Source organism: Streptomyces sp. SGAir0957 (assembly GCF_043523415.1).
In genome coordinates this window covers 5,650,305-5,669,417 of the sequence record NZ_CP027293.1, presented here as the reverse complement: position 1 = coordinate 5,669,417, position 19,113 = coordinate 5,650,305, and the positions used below count along the sequence as shown (strand labels likewise).

15 protein-coding genes and 3 tRNA genes are annotated in these 19,113 nt (G+C 72.8%); 7 read left to right on the top strand and 11 right to left on the bottom strand.

Going from position 1 to position 19,113, the window contains the following annotated elements:
- Window position 1: 1 nt before the first annotated feature.
- Together C1N81_RS30245 and C1N81_RS30240 are read right to left on the bottom strand one after the other, a co-directional pair.
- Window positions 2–202: a DUF397 domain-containing protein gene (locus C1N81_RS30245; RefSeq protein ID WP_394434382.1), complete on the bottom strand. Its 201-nt coding sequence runs from the start codon at window positions 200–202 to the stop codon at window positions 2–4.
- Between the two features lie 8 nt (window positions 203–210).
- Window positions 211–1,062, bottom strand: a complete 852-nt coding sequence (locus C1N81_RS30240; protein WP_394434381.1) for a helix-turn-helix domain-containing protein — start codon at window positions 1,060–1,062, stop codon at window positions 211–213.
- A gap of 173 nt (window positions 1,063–1,235) precedes the next feature.
- Between C1N81_RS30240 and C1N81_RS30235 the strand changes: the two genes are divergently transcribed.
- Window positions 1,236–1,643 carry an ATP-binding protein gene (locus tag C1N81_RS30235; protein ID WP_394434379.1) on the top strand — a complete coding sequence of 136 codons (408 nt, stop codon included), beginning with the start codon at window positions 1,236–1,238 and terminating at the stop codon, window positions 1,641–1,643.
- A gap of 9 nt (window positions 1,644–1,652) precedes the next feature.
- On the opposite strand, the gene C1N81_RS30230 is transcribed toward C1N81_RS30235, so the two are convergent.
- The 4 genes from C1N81_RS30230 to C1N81_RS30215 all read right to left on the bottom strand — a co-directional run bounded on the left by C1N81_RS30230 (window position 1,653) and on the right by C1N81_RS30215 (window position 5,187).
- On the bottom strand, window positions 1,653–2,528 hold the full coding sequence (locus C1N81_RS30230) for an ATP-grasp domain-containing protein (protein ID WP_394434377.1): 876 nt from the start codon (window positions 2,526–2,528) through the stop codon (window positions 1,653–1,655).
- Window positions 2,529–2,573: 45 nt separating this feature from the next.
- Window positions 2,574–3,767 (bottom strand): MFS transporter, encoded by a 1,194-nt coding sequence (locus C1N81_RS30225; RefSeq protein ID WP_394434375.1) that lies wholly within the window; start codon window positions 3,765–3,767, stop codon window positions 2,574–2,576.
- 299 nt (window positions 3,768–4,066) lie between these two features.
- Window positions 4,067–4,351, bottom strand: coding sequence for a DUF4190 domain-containing protein (locus tag C1N81_RS30220; protein ID WP_394434373.1), 285 nt, complete (start codon window positions 4,349–4,351; stop codon window positions 4,067–4,069).
- Window positions 4,352–4,455: 104 nt separating this feature from the next.
- Complete coding sequence (locus C1N81_RS30215) at window positions 4,456–5,187, bottom strand: FadR/GntR family transcriptional regulator (protein ID WP_394434371.1); 732 nt, start codon at window positions 5,185–5,187, stop codon at window positions 4,456–4,458.
- Between the two features lie 182 nt (window positions 5,188–5,369).
- On the opposite strand from C1N81_RS30215, the gene C1N81_RS30210 reads away from it, so the two are divergent.
- Together C1N81_RS30210 and C1N81_RS30205 are read left to right on the top strand one after the other, a co-directional pair.
- Window positions 5,370–6,827, top strand: a complete 1,458-nt coding sequence (locus C1N81_RS30210) for an acyl-CoA synthetase (RefSeq protein ID WP_394434369.1) — start codon at window positions 5,370–5,372, stop codon at window positions 6,825–6,827.
- Window positions 6,820–8,238: a carboxyl transferase domain-containing protein gene (locus C1N81_RS30205; protein WP_394434367.1), complete on the top strand. Its 1,419-nt coding sequence runs from the start codon at window positions 6,820–6,822 to the stop codon at window positions 8,236–8,238. Before C1N81_RS30210 ends, C1N81_RS30205 begins: the two co-directional genes overlap by 8 nt.
- Window positions 8,239–8,500: 262 nt before the next feature.
- Here the strand turns inward: C1N81_RS30205 and C1N81_RS30200 are convergent, their stop codons facing one another.
- Together C1N81_RS30200 and C1N81_RS30195 are read right to left on the bottom strand one after the other, a co-directional pair.
- Window positions 8,501–9,409: an LLM class flavin-dependent oxidoreductase gene (locus C1N81_RS30200; RefSeq protein WP_394434365.1), complete on the bottom strand. Its 909-nt coding sequence runs from the start codon at window positions 9,407–9,409 to the stop codon at window positions 8,501–8,503.
- Window positions 9,410–9,831: 422 nt separating this feature from the next.
- Window positions 9,832–13,512 (bottom strand): S8 family serine peptidase, encoded by a 3,681-nt coding sequence (locus C1N81_RS30195; protein WP_394434363.1) that lies wholly within the window; start codon window positions 13,510–13,512, stop codon window positions 9,832–9,834.
- A 294-nt stretch (window positions 13,513–13,806) separates the two neighbouring features.
- Here C1N81_RS30195 and C1N81_RS30190 point away from each other — a divergent pair, with 294 nt between their 5' ends.
- Together C1N81_RS30190 and C1N81_RS30185 are read left to right on the top strand one after the other, a co-directional pair.
- A complete protein-coding gene (locus tag C1N81_RS30190; RefSeq protein ID WP_394434362.1) occupies window positions 13,807–14,844 on the top strand; it encodes a rod shape-determining protein in 1,038 nt (345 codons plus the stop codon).
- Between the two features lie 279 nt (window positions 14,845–15,123).
- Window positions 15,124–16,596 carry a sensor histidine kinase gene (locus C1N81_RS30185; RefSeq protein ID WP_394434360.1) on the top strand — a complete coding sequence of 491 codons (1,473 nt, stop codon included), beginning with the start codon at window positions 15,124–15,126 and terminating at the stop codon, window positions 16,594–16,596.
- A gap of 115 nt (window positions 16,597–16,711) precedes the next feature.
- Here C1N81_RS30185 and C1N81_RS30180 read toward each other — a convergent pair.
- From C1N81_RS30180 to C1N81_RS30170, 3 genes are all read right to left on the bottom strand, one after another.
- Window positions 16,712–16,788 (bottom strand) — tRNA-Ile (locus C1N81_RS30180).
- Window positions 16,789–16,964: 176 nt separating this feature from the next.
- Window positions 16,965–17,037: transfer RNA gene (locus C1N81_RS30175), tRNA-Asn, on the bottom strand.
- 5 nt (window positions 17,038–17,042) lie between these two features.
- Window positions 17,043–17,115 (bottom strand) — tRNA-Asn (locus C1N81_RS30170).
- 147 nt (window positions 17,116–17,262) lie between these two features.
- Between C1N81_RS30170 and C1N81_RS30165 the strand changes: the two genes are divergently transcribed.
- Both C1N81_RS30165 and C1N81_RS30160 read left to right on the top strand, forming a co-directional pair.
- A complete protein-coding gene (locus tag C1N81_RS30165; protein ID WP_394434358.1) occupies window positions 17,263–17,565 on the top strand; it encodes a YtxH domain-containing protein in 303 nt (100 codons plus the stop codon).
- Between the two features lie 54 nt (window positions 17,566–17,619).
- Entirely contained in the window at window positions 17,620–19,050 is a 1,431-nt protein-coding gene (locus C1N81_RS30160; RefSeq protein ID WP_394434356.1) for an FGGY family carbohydrate kinase, read from the top strand.
- The last annotated feature ends 63 nt before the right edge of the window (window positions 19,051–19,113 follow it).

Here is a 19,113-nt window from a genome sequence, read left to right as displayed (position 1 = left end):
CTCAGCTGGTCGGTACGGTCCGCGTCTTGAGCCCCTCGACGAAGGCTCCGAAGACGGCACACGGAACGGTAAGGAATCCACCGTCCGGGGCCTTCGAGTCGCGGACGGCTACGCGAGTGGGGAGCGCAGCAACCTCGACACAGTTGTTGCCCTCGGCGCCGCCGGAGTATGACGACTTCCGCCAAGTGTAGGTGCGGGCCATTACTTACCTCACAGTTCCTTCGCCAGGGCGTGGATGAAGTCACGGGAACGCTCAGGTTCGAGCGCCACTGCCTCCACCTTACGCAAGAGGGTTCTGAAGGCGCCGAGTTGAGCCTCAGAGTCGATGAACGCTGTGCCGTTCGACGAGTCACAGACGGCAGTGTCCAGTTTCGGTACGGCACCACCCACGTACATCATGGCGCTCCAGGCACCGGCGAACCCGTCGATGTCGAACGGGATGACACGCACCGTGATGTGGTCAGCCTCAGAGAGTTCCAGCACGCGGTTGAGCTGCGCCCGCGCAGCAGGGCGGTCGGCCACACGTATACGCAGAGCCGCTTCGTGGATCACGGCCCTGTACGTGATGGGGTCGGGCCCCTCGATGACCACGCGGCGATGCACCCGATGCCGAGCGCGCAACTCGACGTCGTCCACGGCCAGGGGCGGGACCTGGTACGAGAAGACCGCGCGGGCGTAGTCCTCCGTTTGAAGCAGCCCGGGAATGTGCAGGAACTCTGCGTCGTGCCGGTAGACGGCGTGGTGCTCCACCTCTGCGAGGTCCAGATACATCGTGGGCAGGAGGCCGCGATACTCCTCCCACCAGCCATTCGTCCGGTCTGTCGCCATCGCCACCAGCGCTTCGACCAACCGCTCGTCCTCGCAGGCGTATTGCGTCGCCATACGCCGTAGGCGTGCCTCACTCAGGCCCGCAAGACCGGCCTCGGTCTGGCTCACCTGCGCGGAGTCCGTACCTAGCAGCGCGGCAGCCTCCCGGCCCTTCAGCCCTGCCGCCTCGCGCAGTTTCCGCAGCTCGGCGCCTAGCCGCTCCTGGCGTGCGCTCGCCTGGCGTCTGCGTGGCATGACGTGCTCCTCGGCTTCAACCGCTGAGCCGGAACGGCTCGTTCGGGGGACAGATAACGCACCGGCTTGCGCGGGCCCAAATTTGGCCCCTACCTTCGGTGACGCGCCGCACACTCTACGGCTTCGCGGCGTGTGACCCAATGCCTCCCCATGTCATCGAACGGAGCGGCCACATGCCCGAATGCGAACCCTGGGAGTACTCCCTCTACATCCCCAACGACCTGCGCGCGGTGACGGTCAGCCGTCGCACTCTGCGCCTGATCCTGACCATGCACGGCCTGATCCGCCTGGTGGACGTCGCGGAGCTGCTCGCCGCCGAGCTGGTGGGCAACGCCGTACGGCACACGAAGGGCCCGGCCGCGCTGAGGGTGCGATGGTCCGTCGGAGTACTGCGCATCGGCGCATGGGACACCGCCCCGGAACCACCCGACCCGCCCTGCGCGAACGCGTGGACCGCTGACGCGGAGGAGGGCCGGGGCCTGATGCTGGTCAAGGCATGTGCCAACGACTGGGGTTGGCATGCCCTGGGGAGCGGGGCGAACCGGGGCAAGTACGTGTGGTGCGAGCTGGCAGCCGCCTGAGAAAAACAGTCAGCCCGCAGCCTTCAAGATCGCGGTAGCCACAACCGGCAGCGACGCCGGATGCACAGCCTTCAAGAACAGGTTCGGCTCGACCAGCTCCAGCTCCATCACACAGGGCTGTCCATCCACCCCGTCCACCAAGTCGACCCGCGCATAGAGAAGCTGCTCCACCCCACCCGGCACCGCATCCAACGCCGCCCGCGCCACCGCGAACTCCGCGTCGGTCGGCTGCCAGGCCTCAAGCGCCGGGTGGGCCACCTTCTTCTCGTCGTAGGGAACTCCCGCCGCAAGGACGGCTCCCTTGCGGATCGAGTGCAGGAAGTCGCCGCCGTAGAAGAGCACGGCCCGCTCCCCCGTCGCCTCTATCCCGGCGACGTAAGGCTGGATCATCGCCGTGAGCCCCTCGGCGTGCATCCGGGCCAGATGGCGCAGGGCCGTATCCCGCTCGGCGTCCGTATAACGCGCCGCATACCTGGCCCCCGCGCCCGAGGCAGGCTTGATCACATACTCGCCGTCGACCGGCAGCTCGGGCACCTCGCCGGGCGCGATGTACCGGGTCGGCACCGTAGGCACCCCCGCCCGGAGCAGATCCCCGAGATACCGCTTGTCGGTGTTCCAGCGCAGGACCTCGACCGGGTTCGCGAGCCGCGTCTCGGCGGCGCACCGCACGGCCCAGTCGAGGAACTCGTCGCGCCGCCAGCTGTAGTCCCAGGTGGAGCGGATGACGGCGAGATCGTAGGAGCCCCAGTCGACCTCCGGGTCATCCCAACAGGCCACCGTGACGTCCGCCCCGCCCCGCTCCAGCTCCTCGGCGATCAGGGGCAGATCGAGATCAACGGATATCTGGGGTGCGGGTCGGCAGGTGACGAGGGCTATGCGGGACATTCGGGTTCACTCCTTCGGCCTTCGGGCTCCTCACGTGCCCCGAGGCTAACTCGACACCCTCAGCCCCCTTCCGCGCCCCGCGAGCACCACCATCCCCAGCGTCGCCACCGCCCCCACCGCGAACCCGGCGTGCGGCCCCGCCCCGTCCACCGCCCGCCCGGCAAGGGCCGCCGCCCCCGCGCTCCCGGCGGCGCTCGCGGAGCCGAGCCACGTGAACGCCTGGGTGAGGACGGCCCGCTCCACGGTGTTCTCGGCCAGGACGGAGAAGACGACCAGCAGCACCGGCACCGCGAGACCCGTCAGCGCGAGACAGACCGCCACCGCCGGCACACCCTCCACGACCGTCAACGGCGCACACGACAACGCCAGCCCGATCGCCGCCACCGCCCGCTGCCGCTCAGGCGACGCACCACCCCAGGACCGCGCTCCGTACACCCAGCCGCCCACCAAATTCGTGCAGTTGGACACCGCGTACAGCAGTGGGGCGACGTCCGGCGTCCCGCGTCCGACCGCGTACGCCGTCACCGACACCTGCATGGCGCCGAAGAAGACGCCGAGCGCGGCATTGAGCGCGACGAGCCGTACGAAGGCGGGGCGCAACAGGCTGCGCCCGGCTCCTCGGCGCTCGGCGCGCCCCACCACTGGCGGCGCCGTGGCGCGCTGCGCCGCGAGCGCGAGGCCGCCGCCGACCACGAGGGCCGCCGCGAGCAGGCTGCCGAGGCGCGGATGCCCGGCGGCGCCGACCGCGCTGACGAGCGCCGGTCCGGCGAGGAAGGAAACCCCGTTGGCGAGCGCTTCGAGGGTGTAGGCGCGGGGCAGCTCGGATTCGTGCGGAGTACCTCGCAGCAGGGCGGACCAGCGGGCCGCCGAGACCGCACTGAGCTGCGGAAGGCTGGCGCCCGCGAGCGTCGCCCCGACAACGGTCAAGAGGTCGCCGCCCGCGAACAGCAGCCCGACCGCCCCCGCGTGCACGGCCGGCGCGCACACCAGTACCCGCGCCTGCCCGAACCGGTCGACAAGGCGCCCGACCTGCGGCCCGCCCAGCGCCTCCGCGACGGCGAAACAGCCCGCCACCACGCCCGCGTCGCCGAACGACCCGGTCCGCGCGTGCACCAGCCACACGATGCCGACCCCGGTCATCGCGAGCCCGATACGCCCTACGACGCCGGAGAGGAAGAAGGCAGCCGCACCCGGAATGCGGAGAAGTGCCTGATAAGTACGTCGATTCGCCGTCGCCACGGCGCGTCCCTTTCGCCGCCCGGCGGGGCGCGCTCACCCGGGGTCGCCGGCGTCCGGAGTGTGCCGACCCGTGAGCGCGCCAGTAGCCGTCCAGTGCGGGCGGGAGGCGGGGACGCGCGCCTGCCGCCGACTCTGTCACCGGGCAGAAGTGTGAGTACCAGCAAGGATGATGCCGTCAGACCTTAACGCACGGGACACGGAAAAGCACCGGCGAAGAATGCGCGCGATCCCCACGCGCATTTCTCGCCGGTGCTTTTCGTTCCGTTTCGCTCCCGACCGGCAATCCCGCCGGCCTGGGGTCATCCGCCGACGTACCAGCTGAATCCGCCATTGGCCGCGACAATCATCAGCACGATGAAGAGGACCACGTCGATGATGCCGAGGATGAGGCCCGCCTTCGCCATGCCCGCACCGCCGCTGGCGGCCTTCTGCTTGAGGGCGAGCGCGCCGAAGATGATCGCGAGCGGGCCGAGAACGAAGCTGAGGAAGAACAGTCCGACGATGCCGCATACGAGTCCGGCTATCGCGAGGCCATTCGTCCGGGTACCGGAAGAAGCAGCAGGACGGCTACCGTAGGCCGACATGGTCCACACCCCTCAGATCGTTTCGCACGACGTCTTTACGATCCTCCGGGTGCCCCGGAATTCCGCGCACACGCTGCCCGAATTCCGAGATTAAGCGGAACCACCTACTCCGGCGTACCTTCTCCGGGCTCCGGTTCCCACTCGAGCAGCCGCACCTTCGCCACCGACCGCACATGCCTGCGCATCGCCGCCGCGGCCCCGCGCCCCTGCCCCGCCTCGATCGCGTCGAGGATCGCCCGGTGCTGGGCGAGCGAACGGCCCGGCCGGCGCGGCTGGCGCAGCGACTCCGTACGGGACTCCGCGATCGGCTCGTCGATCTCCCGCATGAACGCGGCGAGCAGCGCACTGTGCGCGGCCGCCGTCACCGCCGCGTGGAACAGCCGGTCGCCCTCGATGCCGAGGCCGCCCGCCTCGATGTCGCGCGCCATGGTGTCGAGCGCCGTACGCAGCGCGGCGAGGTCGGCGTCCGTCCTGCGCTCCGCCGCCAGTTCCGCGAGCTTCGTCTCCAGCGCCTCGCGCGCCTCAAGGACGTCCGGGAGCCGCTTCCTGCGGGCGACGAGGCTCTCCACCGGTTCGACGACGACCGTGTCGAGGCTGTCCCGCATCAGATACGTGCCGCCGCCGTGCCGCGCCTCCACCAGGCCCTGCACCTCAAGGACGACGATGGCCTGCTTGACCGAGGCGCGGCTCACCCCGAGCCGTGCGGCGAGGTCGCGCTCGGTGGGCAGCCGGTCGCCCGCGCGCAGGCCGCCCTCGGCGACGTAGGCGCGCAGCCGGTCGAGCACCTGCTCGTACAGGCGCGGGCGCGCCGCCATCGGCCGCAGTGCGTCGCCCATCCCGGCCCGCCCCCCTTTTCGCCCTGGTCGTGTGCCGGGCAGCGTACGTCCTTGACGTGGGCGCCTGCCAGACGGCACGCTCGGATTGGCTCAGCCACTGAACCAATCGCAGCCCTTAACTCATCGCAGCCCTGAGCCCATCGCAGCCCTGAAGCAATCCGCCGCAGATCAGGAGTGTTCACGTGCCCCGACTCCTCCCGGCCCTGGCCGACACCCCCGACCGTCCGGCCCTGCGCTTCGGCGACCGCTCCCTGACCTACGGCGAACTGGCGGCGGTGGCCGCGCCCCTGGCGTCCCGGCTGAGCGGTTCGGCGCGGGTCGCCGTGTGGGCGACGCCGACCCTGGAGACCGCGGTGGGCGTGGTCGCGGCGCTGCTGGCCGGGGTCGCCGCCGTTCCGGTCAATCCGAAGTCGGGCGGGAGCGAGCTGGGGCACATCGTGGCCGACAGCGCACCCGACGCGGTCCTCGCGGCGCCGGGCGCGGAACTGCCGCCCGCGCTGGCCGAGTTGGACCGCGTCGACATCACCGTAGGCACGGAGGCGGACCAGCCGGTCCCCCTCCCCGACGAACCCGCCGACCCGGCCACCCCCGCCTTCATCGTCTACACCTCCGGCACCACGGGACCGCCGAAGGGCGCCGTGCTCCCCCGCCGCGCCGTCTCCGCCACCCTCGACGCGCTACGGGACGCCTGGCAGTGGACGGAGCGGGACACCCTCGTGCACGGGCTTCCGCTGTTCCACGTGCACGGGCTGATCCTGGGCGTCATCGGCCCGCTGCGCAGGGGCGGCGCGGTGCGCCACCTCGGCCGGTTCGACACGGACGGGGTGACGCGCGAGCTGGCGTCCGGGGCGACGATGCTGTTCGGCGTGCCGACGATGTACCACCGCATCGCCGAGGCGCTGCCCACGGACCCGGCGCTCGCGAAGGCCCTCGCCTCGGCCCGGCTCCTCGTCTCCGGCTCCGCCGCGCTGCCCGTCCACGACCACGAGCGGATCACCGCCGCCACCGGCCGGCGCGTCGTCGAGCGGTACGGGATGACCGAGACCCTGATGAACACCAGCGTCCGCGCCGACGGCGAGCCGCGCCCCGGCACGGTCGGCGTCCCGCTGCCGGGCGTCGAGCTGCGGCTCACCGAGGACGACGGCACGACCGAGGTCCCGGCCGGTGATCCGGAGGCCGTCGGGGAGATCCAGGTGCGCGGGCCCAACCTGTTCCTGGAGTACCTGAACCGGCCCGACGCGACGGCTGCGGCGTTCGCGCCGGGCGGCTGGTTCCGCACCGGCGACATGGCCGTACGGGACCCCGACGGCTACGTCCGCATCATCGGCCGCAAGGCCACCGACCTCATCAAGAGCGGCGGCTACAAGATCGGCGCGGGCGAGATCGAGAACGCCCTCCTCGAACACCCCGGCGTCAAGGAGGCCGCGGTCACCGGCGCCCCCGACGCCGACCTGGGCGAACGCGTCGTCGCCTGGATCGTCCCCGCCGACCCCGCCGACCCGCCGGGCGCCGACGCCCTGGCCGACCACGTCGCCGCCCGCCTCTCCCCGCACAAGCGGCCCCGCGCGGTCCGCTACCTCGACGCGCTCCCCCGCAACGACATGGGCAAGATCCTCAAGCGGGCCCTCCCCGATGGCTGACGGCGCCCGCGCGCGCGACGTCCTCGCCGCCGTCTGCGACCCCGGCACCTTCCGTGAACTCCCGCCCCCGGCACCGCCCGCACGCCCCGACCCGCTCCGCTGGCCCGGCTACGGCGACGCCAGGGCGCGCGCCGCCGAGCGCACCGGCGAGGCCGAGTCCGTCGTCACCGGCAGCGCCGAGATCGACGGGGCGCCCGCCGTCGTGCTCGCCTTCGAGTTCGGCTACCTCGGCGGCTCCCTCGGCCAGGAGACCGGCGACCGCATCGAGGCCGCGCACGTCCACGCCCGCGCCCACCGCCTCCCCGTCGTCCCGCTCATCGCCACGGGCGGCAGCCGGATGCAGGAAGGCATGATCGCCCTCACTCAACTCCAGCGCGTGGCGCAGCAGTCGGCGCTCACGCGGGCCGCCGGGCTGCCCCAGATCGCCGTCGTACGGGACCCGACGACCGGTGGCGGCTGGGCGACCCTGGGCGCGGGCGCCGACCTGACCCTCGCGCTGCCGGGGGCGCAGACCGGGTTCGCCGGGTCCCGGGTACGGCCGCCGGACGCGGACCCGGCGGCGTACACCGCACAGGCGCAGTGGGCGGCGGGCTCCGTCGACACGCTCGTGGCGCCGGACGAGCTGCGCGCCGCGCTCGGCCGCCGCCTGCGCCTGCTGACCCGGCCGTCCGCGGCCCCGGCACCCGTGCCGTACGCCCTGGGCCGCACGGACCTGCCCGCGACCGGCTGGGACGCGGTCGGCCGGGCCCGCGCCCCCGAACGGCCGCGCGCCGACGCCTACTTGGACGCCTATTTCGGTGACCGCGTCGAGCTGCGCGGCGACCGCGCGGGCGGCACGGACGACGGCATGATCTGCGGCTTCGGCGACCTCGCGGCCCGGGGCGGGGCCGAGGGCGGCGGGGGCGCGGGGGGAACGGTCACCGCCGCAGCGCGGGGCGCGTCGCGGACCATCGCCTACGCCGCCCAGTGCGGCACCGCCACCACCCCGGCCGGCTACCGCACGGCGACCCGGCTCGTCCGGCTCGCGGGCCGCCTCGGCATCCCCGTACTCACGCTCGTGGACACACCCGGCGCGGCGAGCGGGGACGCCGCCGAACGCGCGGGAGCGGGCGCCGCCATCGCCGAACTGTTCCTGGCGCTCGCGGAGTCGCCGGTGCCGGTCACCACCCTGGTGATCGGCGAGGGCGGTTCGGGCGGCGCGCTGGCACTGGCCGCGCCCGGCAGCACGTGGGTGGCGCCGGACGCGTACTTCTCGGTGATCGCCCCCGAGCTCGCCGCCGCGATCCTCAAGCGCCCGGCCGGCCGGGCACCGGAGACCGCCGGACAACTTCGCGTCCGGCCGCAGGACTTGGTGGAGCTGGGCGTCGTCCGGGGCATCGCCGAGCCGCCACCGACCGCCGCGGCCCCATGATCTGAAACGAACAGGCGCGCAGTTGTTCCCACGAACAGGTGATCGTCCCGCCAAAAATTGCATGAGGCACGAGTGACCAACGATGCTTACGGTGCGCAAGCAACGGGCTGCAGACCGTAGTTGGCGCACCCGGTCCATGTCCCAACAGGGCCGGGGTGTTTGTCCCACACACATGCACCATCGCAAGGAGAACGTTTCACCATGAACCTGCTCACCGACATCCTCGCCGGCCTCGTCCACTTCGTCGGCTGGCTCGTGTAACTCAGTCGGACACCAGCGCGGCGCCGCCTCCCCCGGTCCCACGGGGAGGCGGCGCCGCCGCGTTTCCCTGGTCCTCGGCGAGCAACTCCCGCAGCCTCGGGACCACTTCCTCCCCCACCCGCAGGGCGTCGTCCGCGTCCGGCCCTCCCGAGAGCACGAACTCGTCGACGCCCGCGCGACAGTAGGCGTGCAGGCGCCGGGCTGCCGCCTCGTAATCCCGGCCCGCCTCATGGTCCCGGCCCGCCTCGACGGGCAGCCGCAGCGCGAACCGCAGCGCCGGATTCCGGTCCCGCACCCGGGCGATCCGCGCCGCGACCTCCGCCGGGGACGGCTCGGACTCGCCCGACAGCAGATGGACATCGGCCCGCCGCGCGGCAAGGTTCTCCGCGGCCCCCGACACACCCCCCAGATACAGCGGCACCTTGTGCTCGACGGCCGGATCGGTCAGCCGCGCACCCTCGACCTGCACATGCTGCCCCTGGAAGTCGATGCGCCGGCCGTCGAGCAGGTCCCGCACCACCGCCATCACCTCATCGGTACGGCCGTAGCGCTGGTCGTGCGCCAACTGCTCGCCCGCGGAACGCCGTTCGGCCCGGTCGTCGGCCGTGACGACGTTCAGCCGCAGCCGCCCGCCCGTGAACCGGCGGAACGCGTCGGCCTGTTGCGCGAGCAGCGTCGGGCTGACCGACCCGGCTCGCACCCCGACCAGGAACCCGATCCGCTCGGTCCGCCCGGCGAGCACGGACGCCAGGTGCCACGGGTCGGCGCGCCCGCGCCCCACCGCGGCGGACAAGGACGCGAACCCGGCCCGCTCGGCGGCGCGCGCGACCCGCACGGGCCCGGCGGTGTCGCCCCGGTCGCCTCCGGCGGTGGGCAGGAACCAATGCAGCAACGGCACGTTCTGGGACATGGGCACCTCGGGCCTACGACAGGGGTGGCAGGGTCAGGGCGGCGCCGCCCCGGGAGAGGAAGGGGCGCGAACGCCGGAAGTCGCCGCTACGGGCGGGGCGAGCCCGGCCGGAACCCGGGCGACCGGCGAAGGTCCTCGGCCGGGAAGGGACCGACGAGACGGCTCGCGGCGAGGCCGCTGTTCAGCAGCCGGCCGTACGGCGACGCGCGGAGGCCCGACAGAGCATCGTCGCGACACGCAGCAGATCCACGTGTCGGCGGGAGACGAGTACGGGGGCCATGCGGGCATCCTTTCCGGGCCCCGCCCCCACCACAACCCAGGGTCCGCATCCCGGACGTCGACGTATCACCCCTTGACACGCCGACGACATGCCGGAGCCCGGCGCGGCAGCACGCCGCACCGGGCTCCCGCCCACGAACGCGCTACTTGATCCCGACCGCCCGGATGATCTCCTGCGTCACGGACCCGCCCTTGTCGTCCTTGGCCGACGCCCGCAGCGACACGTACTCCGCGTGGCGCGGAACGCTCAGGCTGCCCTTCCACGAGGCGCCGCGCCCGCTCAGCGCCACCGGCCGCCAGGTCTTGCCGTCGTCGTAGGACACGTCGAGCCGGCCCCCGCCGATCGTCCCCGTACCGGCCGCGTCCTTCACGTACTCGCCGAAGATCCCGACCGGAACGCGCGAGCCGCCCCGTACGTCACCCGCCAGATCGGTGTCGAGGTCGAAACCGAGGTTGATCAGCGGCAGGTACGTCCACCGGTCGTCCGGCGTCTCCGCCGACCTGAACGTCCACGCGGCGTGGCCCTCGGTCGACAGTTCCCAGCGTGCGGGGTCGAGCGTGGTGTCCGTCTCGACCTTGTACGTGTGCGCCGCCGGATCGGCGTCCCACACGTACACACCCGAGCTCTTCTTGCGGTCGACCTCCACCCCGTCCACGGACACCGACGTGTACTGGTCGATGCCGTTGGTCCCGCTGCTCCACGCGTCGCCGAAGCCGGTGTGGTCGGGCCCCGAGTCGCCCCAGCCGGGCGTGTTGAACTGCAGCGTGGAGCCGGAGCGCTGCTGCCCCCAGCCGAGCCCGGTGCCCAGCCACGGATGCCAGACCGGCTTGAACCAGTCGAGGTCCGTCCGCGTCCCGCCCTCGTACGTGACCAGGCCGCTGCGCTGCTCCAGGTCGGTCGGGCCGGTCTGCACGGACTCGTGCCAGGTCTGTCCGGCGCCCGTGGAGACGTACTCCGTGCGCTCGGCCGGATAGGCGATCTGCTCCAGGAAGCCGAGCCCGACCGGGAACGTGTCGGTGATCGAGTACCGGAACTCGCCCCCGTCCTGCGGCTTCACGGCATGGAACTTGGTGTCGAGGACCGCCAGTTCGCGCTTGCCCGGCCGGTACTCCAGGCTCCCCTTCGGCACGCCGCCCTTGTGCTCGTCCGTGAGGTCGTACACCCAGGGCGTGTACCGGGTGCCCGTCATCGAAAGGGTGCGGCCCTTCTTCGCCAGCCCGGCCAGCGCGGCGCCGCCCGCCGCGTCGACGGAGGCGATCTGCAACGGCCGGTCGCTGCCGTCCTCGGGGCCGAACCAGGCGCTGAGCCGGCCCGGCGCGTCGTCCGTCACGAACAGCGCCTTGGCGCCCGCGTCCTGCGCGGCCTGGGCCAGCTGGTCGGGGGCGACGGCGTCGGTGCGGCGCACGAGAACGGCCTTGCCGCGCACGTTCCTGCCCGCGTAGTCGGCGGGCGCGCCGTCCCCCGCGTCCACGACGCCCAGCCGGCTGCGGCCCTCGATCAGCGTGCCGCCCGCCTGCACGGTGGCCTCGCGCACCCCGTCGACCTGGAGCGTCGGCTTCCCGAGACGCCACACCGTGCGGTACTCGAAGCTGCCCTCGCTCACCTTGCGGGTGGGCGCGGCGAAGACACTGTCGTACGTGATGGGCAACTGCACGGCGCTCATGTAGTCGGCGCCGCCCGCCTTGCGGTCGGCCTCCATGACGAGTTGCCGGGTCTGCGTGGTCCGCCCGACGTCGGCGGTGATCTCCTTCAGCTGCCGCCCGTCGAGCGTGATCTCCCGGTCGCGGTCCAGCTTCACCTCCGGCTCGGCGAGGTAGCCGAGCCCGAGCGAGTCCGCACCGTGGCTGCCGCGCACGTCGAGGTAGGACTCCAGGTGGTAGGAGCCCGGCTTCAGCCGCAACGTCAGCGTGCCGGACGCGTCGACGGCGGCCGGGAACGGGTCCGTGTTCGCCGTGAGTCGCTGCACCGCCAGGTCGGCGGCGGTCGGCGCCCCCGACCGGTCCTTCACATGGACGGTCAGCGTGTACCGCTCCTCCTCCTTCACCAGGCCGAACACCGTGTGCGCGACGGCCTTGCCGCCCGCGCTCGCGACGATCTGCCCGCTGAGGTCGCCCACCGGCGCCTTCGCGCCGTCGCCGGTGACGGTGGTGGAGGCGGTGCCGTGCGCCGGAACGGTCAGCGTGGAGTCGGCGAGCGCGGCGACACCGTCACCACCGCCCTGCACGGCGAGGTCCAGCCGCACGGCCTCATCGCCGGAGTTGGTGTAGGTGACGGTCCGCGTGACCGGCTTGTTCTCCTCGTACGGCCACGCGTAATAACCGAGGTCCGCGCTGCCGGTGGCGGTGATGCGCGCGCCGATCGCGTCCGGCACGCTGACCCGCCCGGCGCCCAGCACGTAGGCGGAGGCGTCGGTCAACTCCTTGCTGCTGGACATCAGCGCGTCCTTGAGCTGCCCGCCGGTCCAGTCCGGGTGCTCCTGGGCGAGCAGCGCGGCGACACCCGCGACGTGCGGCGTCGCCATCGACGTACCGCTCATCTCCGTGTACGCGCCCTCGCCCTCGGACAGCGAGGAGCGCGCGGCCAGGATGTTCACGCCGGGCGCCGAGACGTCGGGCTTGAGGGCGTTGTCGCCGAGGCGCGGGCCCTGGCCGGTGAAGTAGGCGGCCTGGTCGGCGGAGTCGACGGCGCCGACGGTCAGCGCGGAGTCGGCGGCGCCGGGCGCGCCGATGGAGCCGGGCGCGCCGGTGTTCCCGGCGGCGATCACGAAGAGCGCGCCGGTCTCAGCGAAGAGGGTGTTCACGGCGGCGGACATCGGATCGGTGCCGTCGCTCGCCACGTCCGAGCCGAGGCTCATCGAGACGACCTTGGCCCCGATGTCCTTGGCGGCCCACTCCATACCGGCGATGATCTGCGACTCGGTGCCGGAGCCCGCGTCGCCGAGCACCTTGCCGACGGCGAGCGTGGCGTCCGGGGCGACCCCCTTCTCCTTGCCGTCCGACGCGGCGCCGGAGCCGCCGACGGTCGAGGCCACGTGCGTGCCGTGCCCGTGCCGGTCGGCGACCTCCTCGCCCTCGATGAACGACCTGGACTCGCTCACCCGCGTCGCGAGATCGGGGTGGGAGGCGTCGTACCCGGTGTCGAGGACGGCGACCTTCACGCCCTTGCCGGTGAGCCCCGCCTCCCACGCCTGCGGGGTGCCGATCTGCTCGTTGCTCCCGGCCATGTCGGCCTCGACGCGGCCGTCGAGCCACACCTTGCGGATGCCGTCACCGAAGCCCGCCCCGGTGGTGGCGGCGTCCCAGAAGGTCCGTCCCTTGGCGGCGGCGAGAGCGGCGCCGCGGACGCTGGGCAGCGCGCGCGTCCGCTCGGCGCCCCGGGGAACGGCGTGTGCGCCGAGGGCCGCCTTGCCGTTCCCGTAGGTCACGATGAGGGGCGTCGCGTCGGCCTTGCCGTCCGCGAGGCCCTGCCGTATCAGCTCGCTGACGTCGAACAGGCGGGCGTCGAGGGTGCCCGCCGCCAGGAAGGGCCGGGCCTCGTCGGGTACGACGCTGATGTCGCCGCCCGCCACCCGCGTACGGACGGCGCCGCTCGCGCCCTCGGCCCGCTCCACGGTGACGGTCCGCTTGCCGCCGCCCAGCTCCGTCACGGTCACCTTGTCACCGGTCACCAGGGTGACGGTGTGCGCGGCGTCCGCGGCCCTCGCCGCCTTCGTGTGCGCTGCGGGCACGGGGGCGGCCTGCGCGCCACCGGCGGGCAGCAGCGCGCACGCGATGCCGGCCGACAGCAGGGCCGCGCCGCGTCTCGTGGCAGGTCCTCTGGTCATCGTCGCCTCTCTCCACAGGGCTCGGACCGGGGGTCACCCGAGCGCTCAGAAGAGTCTCAAGCTCCGTACGTCACAGGGGAGTTAACGGGAGCTGGCGGAAATCTGCCCTGGCACGTTCCCGCCACGGACCGGTGCACCGGAGGCCCGGCCGGTCGGCTCATCGAACTTTTCACCCGTTCGGCTCCGCCCCGGCCGGCCCAGTCCAGCGCGCGGAATCGCGATCTTGCCCGCACGCTGCCAAAAGGGCCGCGCCCGCGGCCCCGTCCACGGTCTGCGCTCTCGGGAGGAACTGCCATGACCGTCAGTCTGGAGCAGCTGTATCGCTGCCACTTCGCCGTCGATCTGGGTGCCGCGCGCACCCGCGTCTACGTGAAGGGCCTCGGCCTCGCCGTCGACGAGCCGAGCGCCGCCGCGGTCAACACCCGCACCGGCGCCCTCATCGCGGTCGGCGAACTCGCGGAGAAGATGACGGGCCGCACGCCCGAGCACATCCGCGTCGTCCGCCCGATCTGCGGCGGCAGCGTCGTCGACATCGAGATGGCCCAGCGGATGCTGCGCCACCTCCTCGGCGACAAGCTCCGCCGCGCCCTGCGCCGCAAGCCCCGGCTGCGCGCCGCGATCTGCACGCCGCACGACGCGGACCCGCTGGCGCGGCGCGCGGCGGTCGAGACGCTGGTCGGGCTCGGCGCACGGCGCGTCGAGATGGTCGACACGCTCATCGCGGCGGCCGTCGGCTGCGGGCTCCCGGTCGAGCAGCCCGAGGCCACGATGGTCATCGTGTGCGGCACGTCGTCCACGCAGATCGCGGTGCTCTCCCTCGGCGCGATCGTGACGTCCCTCCGCGTCCCCGTGGGCGGCGAAGCGGTCGACGCGGCGGTGGTTCAGCACCTGCGCCAGCAGCACGCGCTCCTGCTCCCCTCCCAGACCGTACGGCCCCTGCAACTCGCCCTCAGCGGCAACGGCCTGACCCCGCACGGCCCCGAGCACGCCGAGATCCACGGCCGCGACGTGACGACGGGCCTCGCCCGCTCGGTCCAGGTCGAGACGGCGGCGGTCCGCGACGCCATCCACACCCCGCTCACCGCCGTGCTCGACGGCATCAGCAAGGTGCTCCGCGACTGCCCGCCCGACCTCGTCGCCGACCTCGCGGAACGCGGCATCATGATGGTCGGCGGCTCGGCCCGCCTCCCCGGCCTCGACGCCATGCTCAGCGAGGCCACCGGCATGCCGGTCCACACGGCGGAACGCCCCGACGTGTGCGCGGTGCAGGGCCTCGGCGCGATGATGGAGGGCAAGATCCAGCCCATGGTCCTGGACCCGACGGGCAGCTGACCCGAACCTCTACGGCGAGGCGTCGGCACGAGAAGAGCACGCCACCAGAAGGCCCTGAGCACCCGCCCCGCTCAGGGGCGCGAGGAACTGCGCCCCCAGCCACGCACACACCGCGCCCACAGCCCAGCCCCCTCACCAACCGCCCCGCTCAGGGGCGCGAGGAACTGCGCGCCCAGCCACACACAACCCGCACCCGCCATACGACCGCACGAGGCAGACGCGCCTGCGCCCCGCGGGGGCCCGAGCGCACGACTCCCCGCGCCCCGCCCCCGGGAAGCCATGACCCCAGACCCCGACCCCCCGACCCCCGACACCGGCCTGACCCTCCTCCTGGACGCGGTCCTCGACGTCGGCTCGGAGCTCGAGCTGCGCCCCACCCTCCAACACCTAGTGGACAGCGCCGTCACCCTGACCGGCGCCCACCACGGAGTGCTCGGCGTACTCGACCCGGCCCACGGCGGCCTGGTCGAGGCGATCGGCACGGGGGACGTCCACCCCGCCCTGCCCGCCGAAGAGGCCCCGGACGCGGTCATCCACACCCCCCACACCCTCGCCGTCCCGGTCCACGTACAGCAAACGGTCTTCGGCCGCCTCCGCCTGACCAGAGAACCCCCGGGCGAGGGCCACCCCGGATTCACCGCCGACGACCTCGCCCTGCTGCGCATCCTGGCCACCCAGGCGGGCATCGCCCTCGGCAACGCCCGCCTGTACGACACCGCCAGGCAGCGCGAACGCTGGATCGAGGGCGCCGCCGCCGTCACCACGGAGTTGCTCACCGGCCGCGCGGGCGACGCCCTGACGACGGTCGCGGAGCAGGCGCGGCTCCTCGCGGGGGCCGTCGCCGGGGTCGTGCTGCAGCCGACGGAGGCGGGCGGCATGGAGATCGTCGCGGCGGCCACGACGGACGACCCGGAGGCGTTGCTCGGCGCGACGATCCTGCCCGGCAGCGCGGTCCTGGAGCAGCTCCTGACCGGTGAGCCCGTCTTCATCGAGGACTCGGCGACGGACCCGCGCATGACGACGGAGGTGCGGGTCCGGTTCGGCCCGAGCATGATGCTGCCGCTGAAGGCCGACGGGAAGCTGATCGGCACGCTGGCCCTGCCCCGCTCCCCCGGCGCCCGCCCGTACACCTCGGTGGACCATCTCCTGGCCACCCAGTTCGCCACGCAGGCGGCGCTCGCCCTGGTCCTGGCGGAGGCGCAGGAGGGCCGCGAGCGCCTCGCCGTCTACGAGGACCGCGACCGGATCGCCCGGGACCTGCACGACCTCGTCGTCCAGCGCCTTTTCGCGACGGGCATGATGCTGGAATCGACGCAGCGCCGCACCCGGGCCGAGGACGTCCGTTCGACGCTGGCGCACGCCGTGGACGAGCTGGAGTCGACGATCCAGGAGGTCCGCACGACCATCTTCGCGCTGCAACAGCCCCCGGCGGACGCCCCGACGACGTTCCGCGGCAAGGTGCTGCGCGAGACGGCGGGCGCCGCGGCGATCCTGGGCTTCACCCCGTCTGTGCACTTCCTGGGCGCGGTCGAGGCGGCACTCGCCGACCCGGTGCAGTCCCGTCTCCTGTCGCACCTGCGCCGCGCCCTGGCCACGTCGTCCCGCCGCCCGGGGGTCTCGCGCGTCGATGTGACGATCGACACCCGCACGCCGCTGCCGGACGGCCGCGCCGGGGTCCGCCTCACGGTCTCGGACGACGGCACCCGCGAGGACACCGAACCGGCAACGCTGGTGTGGCACGCGCCCCGCTGATCGGCCGCTGCGGGCGGCCGTCGCGCTGATCGGGTGACGAAAAGGCCGCCACGGTTTCCGTGACGGCCCATCAGGTTACGTACGTCCTGGTCGCATCGTTTCTGCGCCAGGATGGTGGTGGGGCGGGTGGGACTCGAACCCACGGCCGACGGATTATGAGTCCGCTGCTCTAACCGGCTGAGCTACCGCCCCGTAACGGCGCGCCGCGCACATATGTGCGCGCCGTCTGCCGCAGCATAGCCGCTCATACGATCTCCTGCCTCGAATGGTCCGGCTCTGCACGACCTTGAGGACTCCGCGCACGCGCGCATGGTTCCCCGGGGTGCGAAAAAGCCCTCCGGAGTGTCTCCGAAGGGCTTGTTCCGCAGCTCTCCCGACTGGACTCGAACCAGTAACCTGCCGGTTAACAGCCGGCTGCTCTGCCAATTGAGCTACAGGAGATCGAGCTCCCCCGACTGGACTCGAACCAGTAACCTGCCGGTTAACAGCCGGCTGCTCTGCCAATTGAGCTACAGGGGAATGCTTCATCTGCTTCGAACGCACCTACCTGGGTACTTGCCAGGCGGCGGGCGCTCGCTGCGACACATACATTAGCGCAAGCAGGGGGGTGCTCCGCCAATCGGTATCCCCTCAGTGATCACGACGAGCTACGGAAGGGTGGCCGCCATGCGCTACCGGCTCACATTCATCGCCGGTCTGGCCCTCGGTTACGTGCTGGGTACGCGCGCCGGGCGCGAGCGGTACGAGAAGCTGAAGAAGACCGCGCGCGAGGTCGCCCAGAACCCCGCAGTGCGCAACACCGCGGAGTCCGCGGCGCAGCAGACGCGCACCTACGCGGGCAAGGCGTTCAGCACGGTCAGCGAGAAGGTCGAGGGCCGGGTGCCGGACGCGGTGGCCGACCGGGTCCGTTCGCTGCGCGAGCGCACGGGGGCGACCGGCGAGGACGACTGGGGCACCAGCAACACCTAGGCCCTGCGAGAGCCCCGGCGCGGAAGCGTCCCGGGGTGCGGCAGAATTTCTGTCATGGGGATAGTCGCAGGGCTGGACAGTTCGCCCGATTTCACGCGCATTGTGGTTTGTGACGCCGACACCGGGGCCGTACTGCGGCAGGGCTACGCCCCGCACCCGCTGGACCCGGTGGAGGGCGGCGGCCGCTCGTCGGACGTCGATCCCCAGGCCTGGCTGCTCTCGCTCGGCGAGGCCGCGGGCGGCGGGCTGCTCGAAGGCGTGCAGGCCATCGGCGTCTCCGCCCAGCAGAACGCGCTGGTGCCGCTCGACAACCAGGGCAACACGGTGCGTCCGGCGCTGGTCGGCGGCGACAAGCGGGCGCAGTCGGCCGCCGCGGACCTGATCGACCGGTTCGGCTCGCGCGGGGCGTGGGCCGACGCGGTCGGCTGTGTCCCCCAAGCGGCGCATCCGGTCACCAAGCTGCGCTGGCTGGCCCGCGCCGAACCGGAGAACGCCCAGCGGGTGGCGCTCCTTCTCCAGGCCCACGACTGGCTGGTGTGGCAGCTCCTCGGCCGGCCCGCGCGCCGCACGACGGACCGCGGTGGCGCCTCGGGCACCGGTTACTGGTCCGCCGCCGCCGGTTCCTGGCGCCCCGATCTCGTGGAGCTGGCGCTCGGCCGGCAGGCGATGCTGCCGGAGGTGCTCGGCCCCGGTGACGCGGCGGGCACGACCCCGGAGGGTCTGATCATCTCGGCCGGGACCGGCGAGACCATGGCCGCCGCCTTCGGGCTCGGCGTGCGGGCCGGGGACGCCGTGGTCTCGCTCGGCGCGTCCGGTTCCGTGATGGCCGTGCACCACGAGGCGCTGGTCGACTCCAGCGGCGCCATCACCTCCCTCGCCGACGCGACGGGCATGCATCTGCCCGTCGTCCACACGTCGAACGCCGTACGGGCGCTGCGCGGCACCGCCGAGATGCTGGGCCTGGACGGAGGGCTCGATGAGCTGTCCGAGCTGGCCATGAAGTCGACGCCGGGCGCCCACGGACTCGTACTCCTGCCGTATCTGGAGGGCGAGAAGACCCCGAATCTGCCGCACACCGCCGGGACGCTCAGCGGCCTTCGGCGGGAGTCCATGCGGCCCGAGCACCTGGCGCGGGCCGCGTTCGAGGGCATGGTGTGCGGGCTCGCGGACGCCATGGACGTGCTGCGCGGCCGGGGCGTGGAGATCCGGCGGGTGTTCCTGCTCGGCGCCGCCGCCGAGCTGCACGCCGTGCAGGCCGTGGCGCCGATGCTGTTCGGGGCGCAGGTCGTGGTGCCGCAGCCGGCGGACTACGCGGCGATCGGCGCGGCGCGGCAGGCCGCGTGGGCGCTGAACGGGCAGCTGCCGCAGTGGCAGGGCGCGGCGGCGCAGGTCTTCGAGGCGGGCGAGGAGGCCCCGGTCGGGCAGGCGGTGCGCCAGCAGTACCGGTCGGTGCGGGAGCAGATTCACCCGGGCGCGTTCGCGTAGGCACACGCGTACGAGGCCCGGTCTTTGGCTCTTCTTGGGTTAATCGGTTGAGGTAACGCGGGT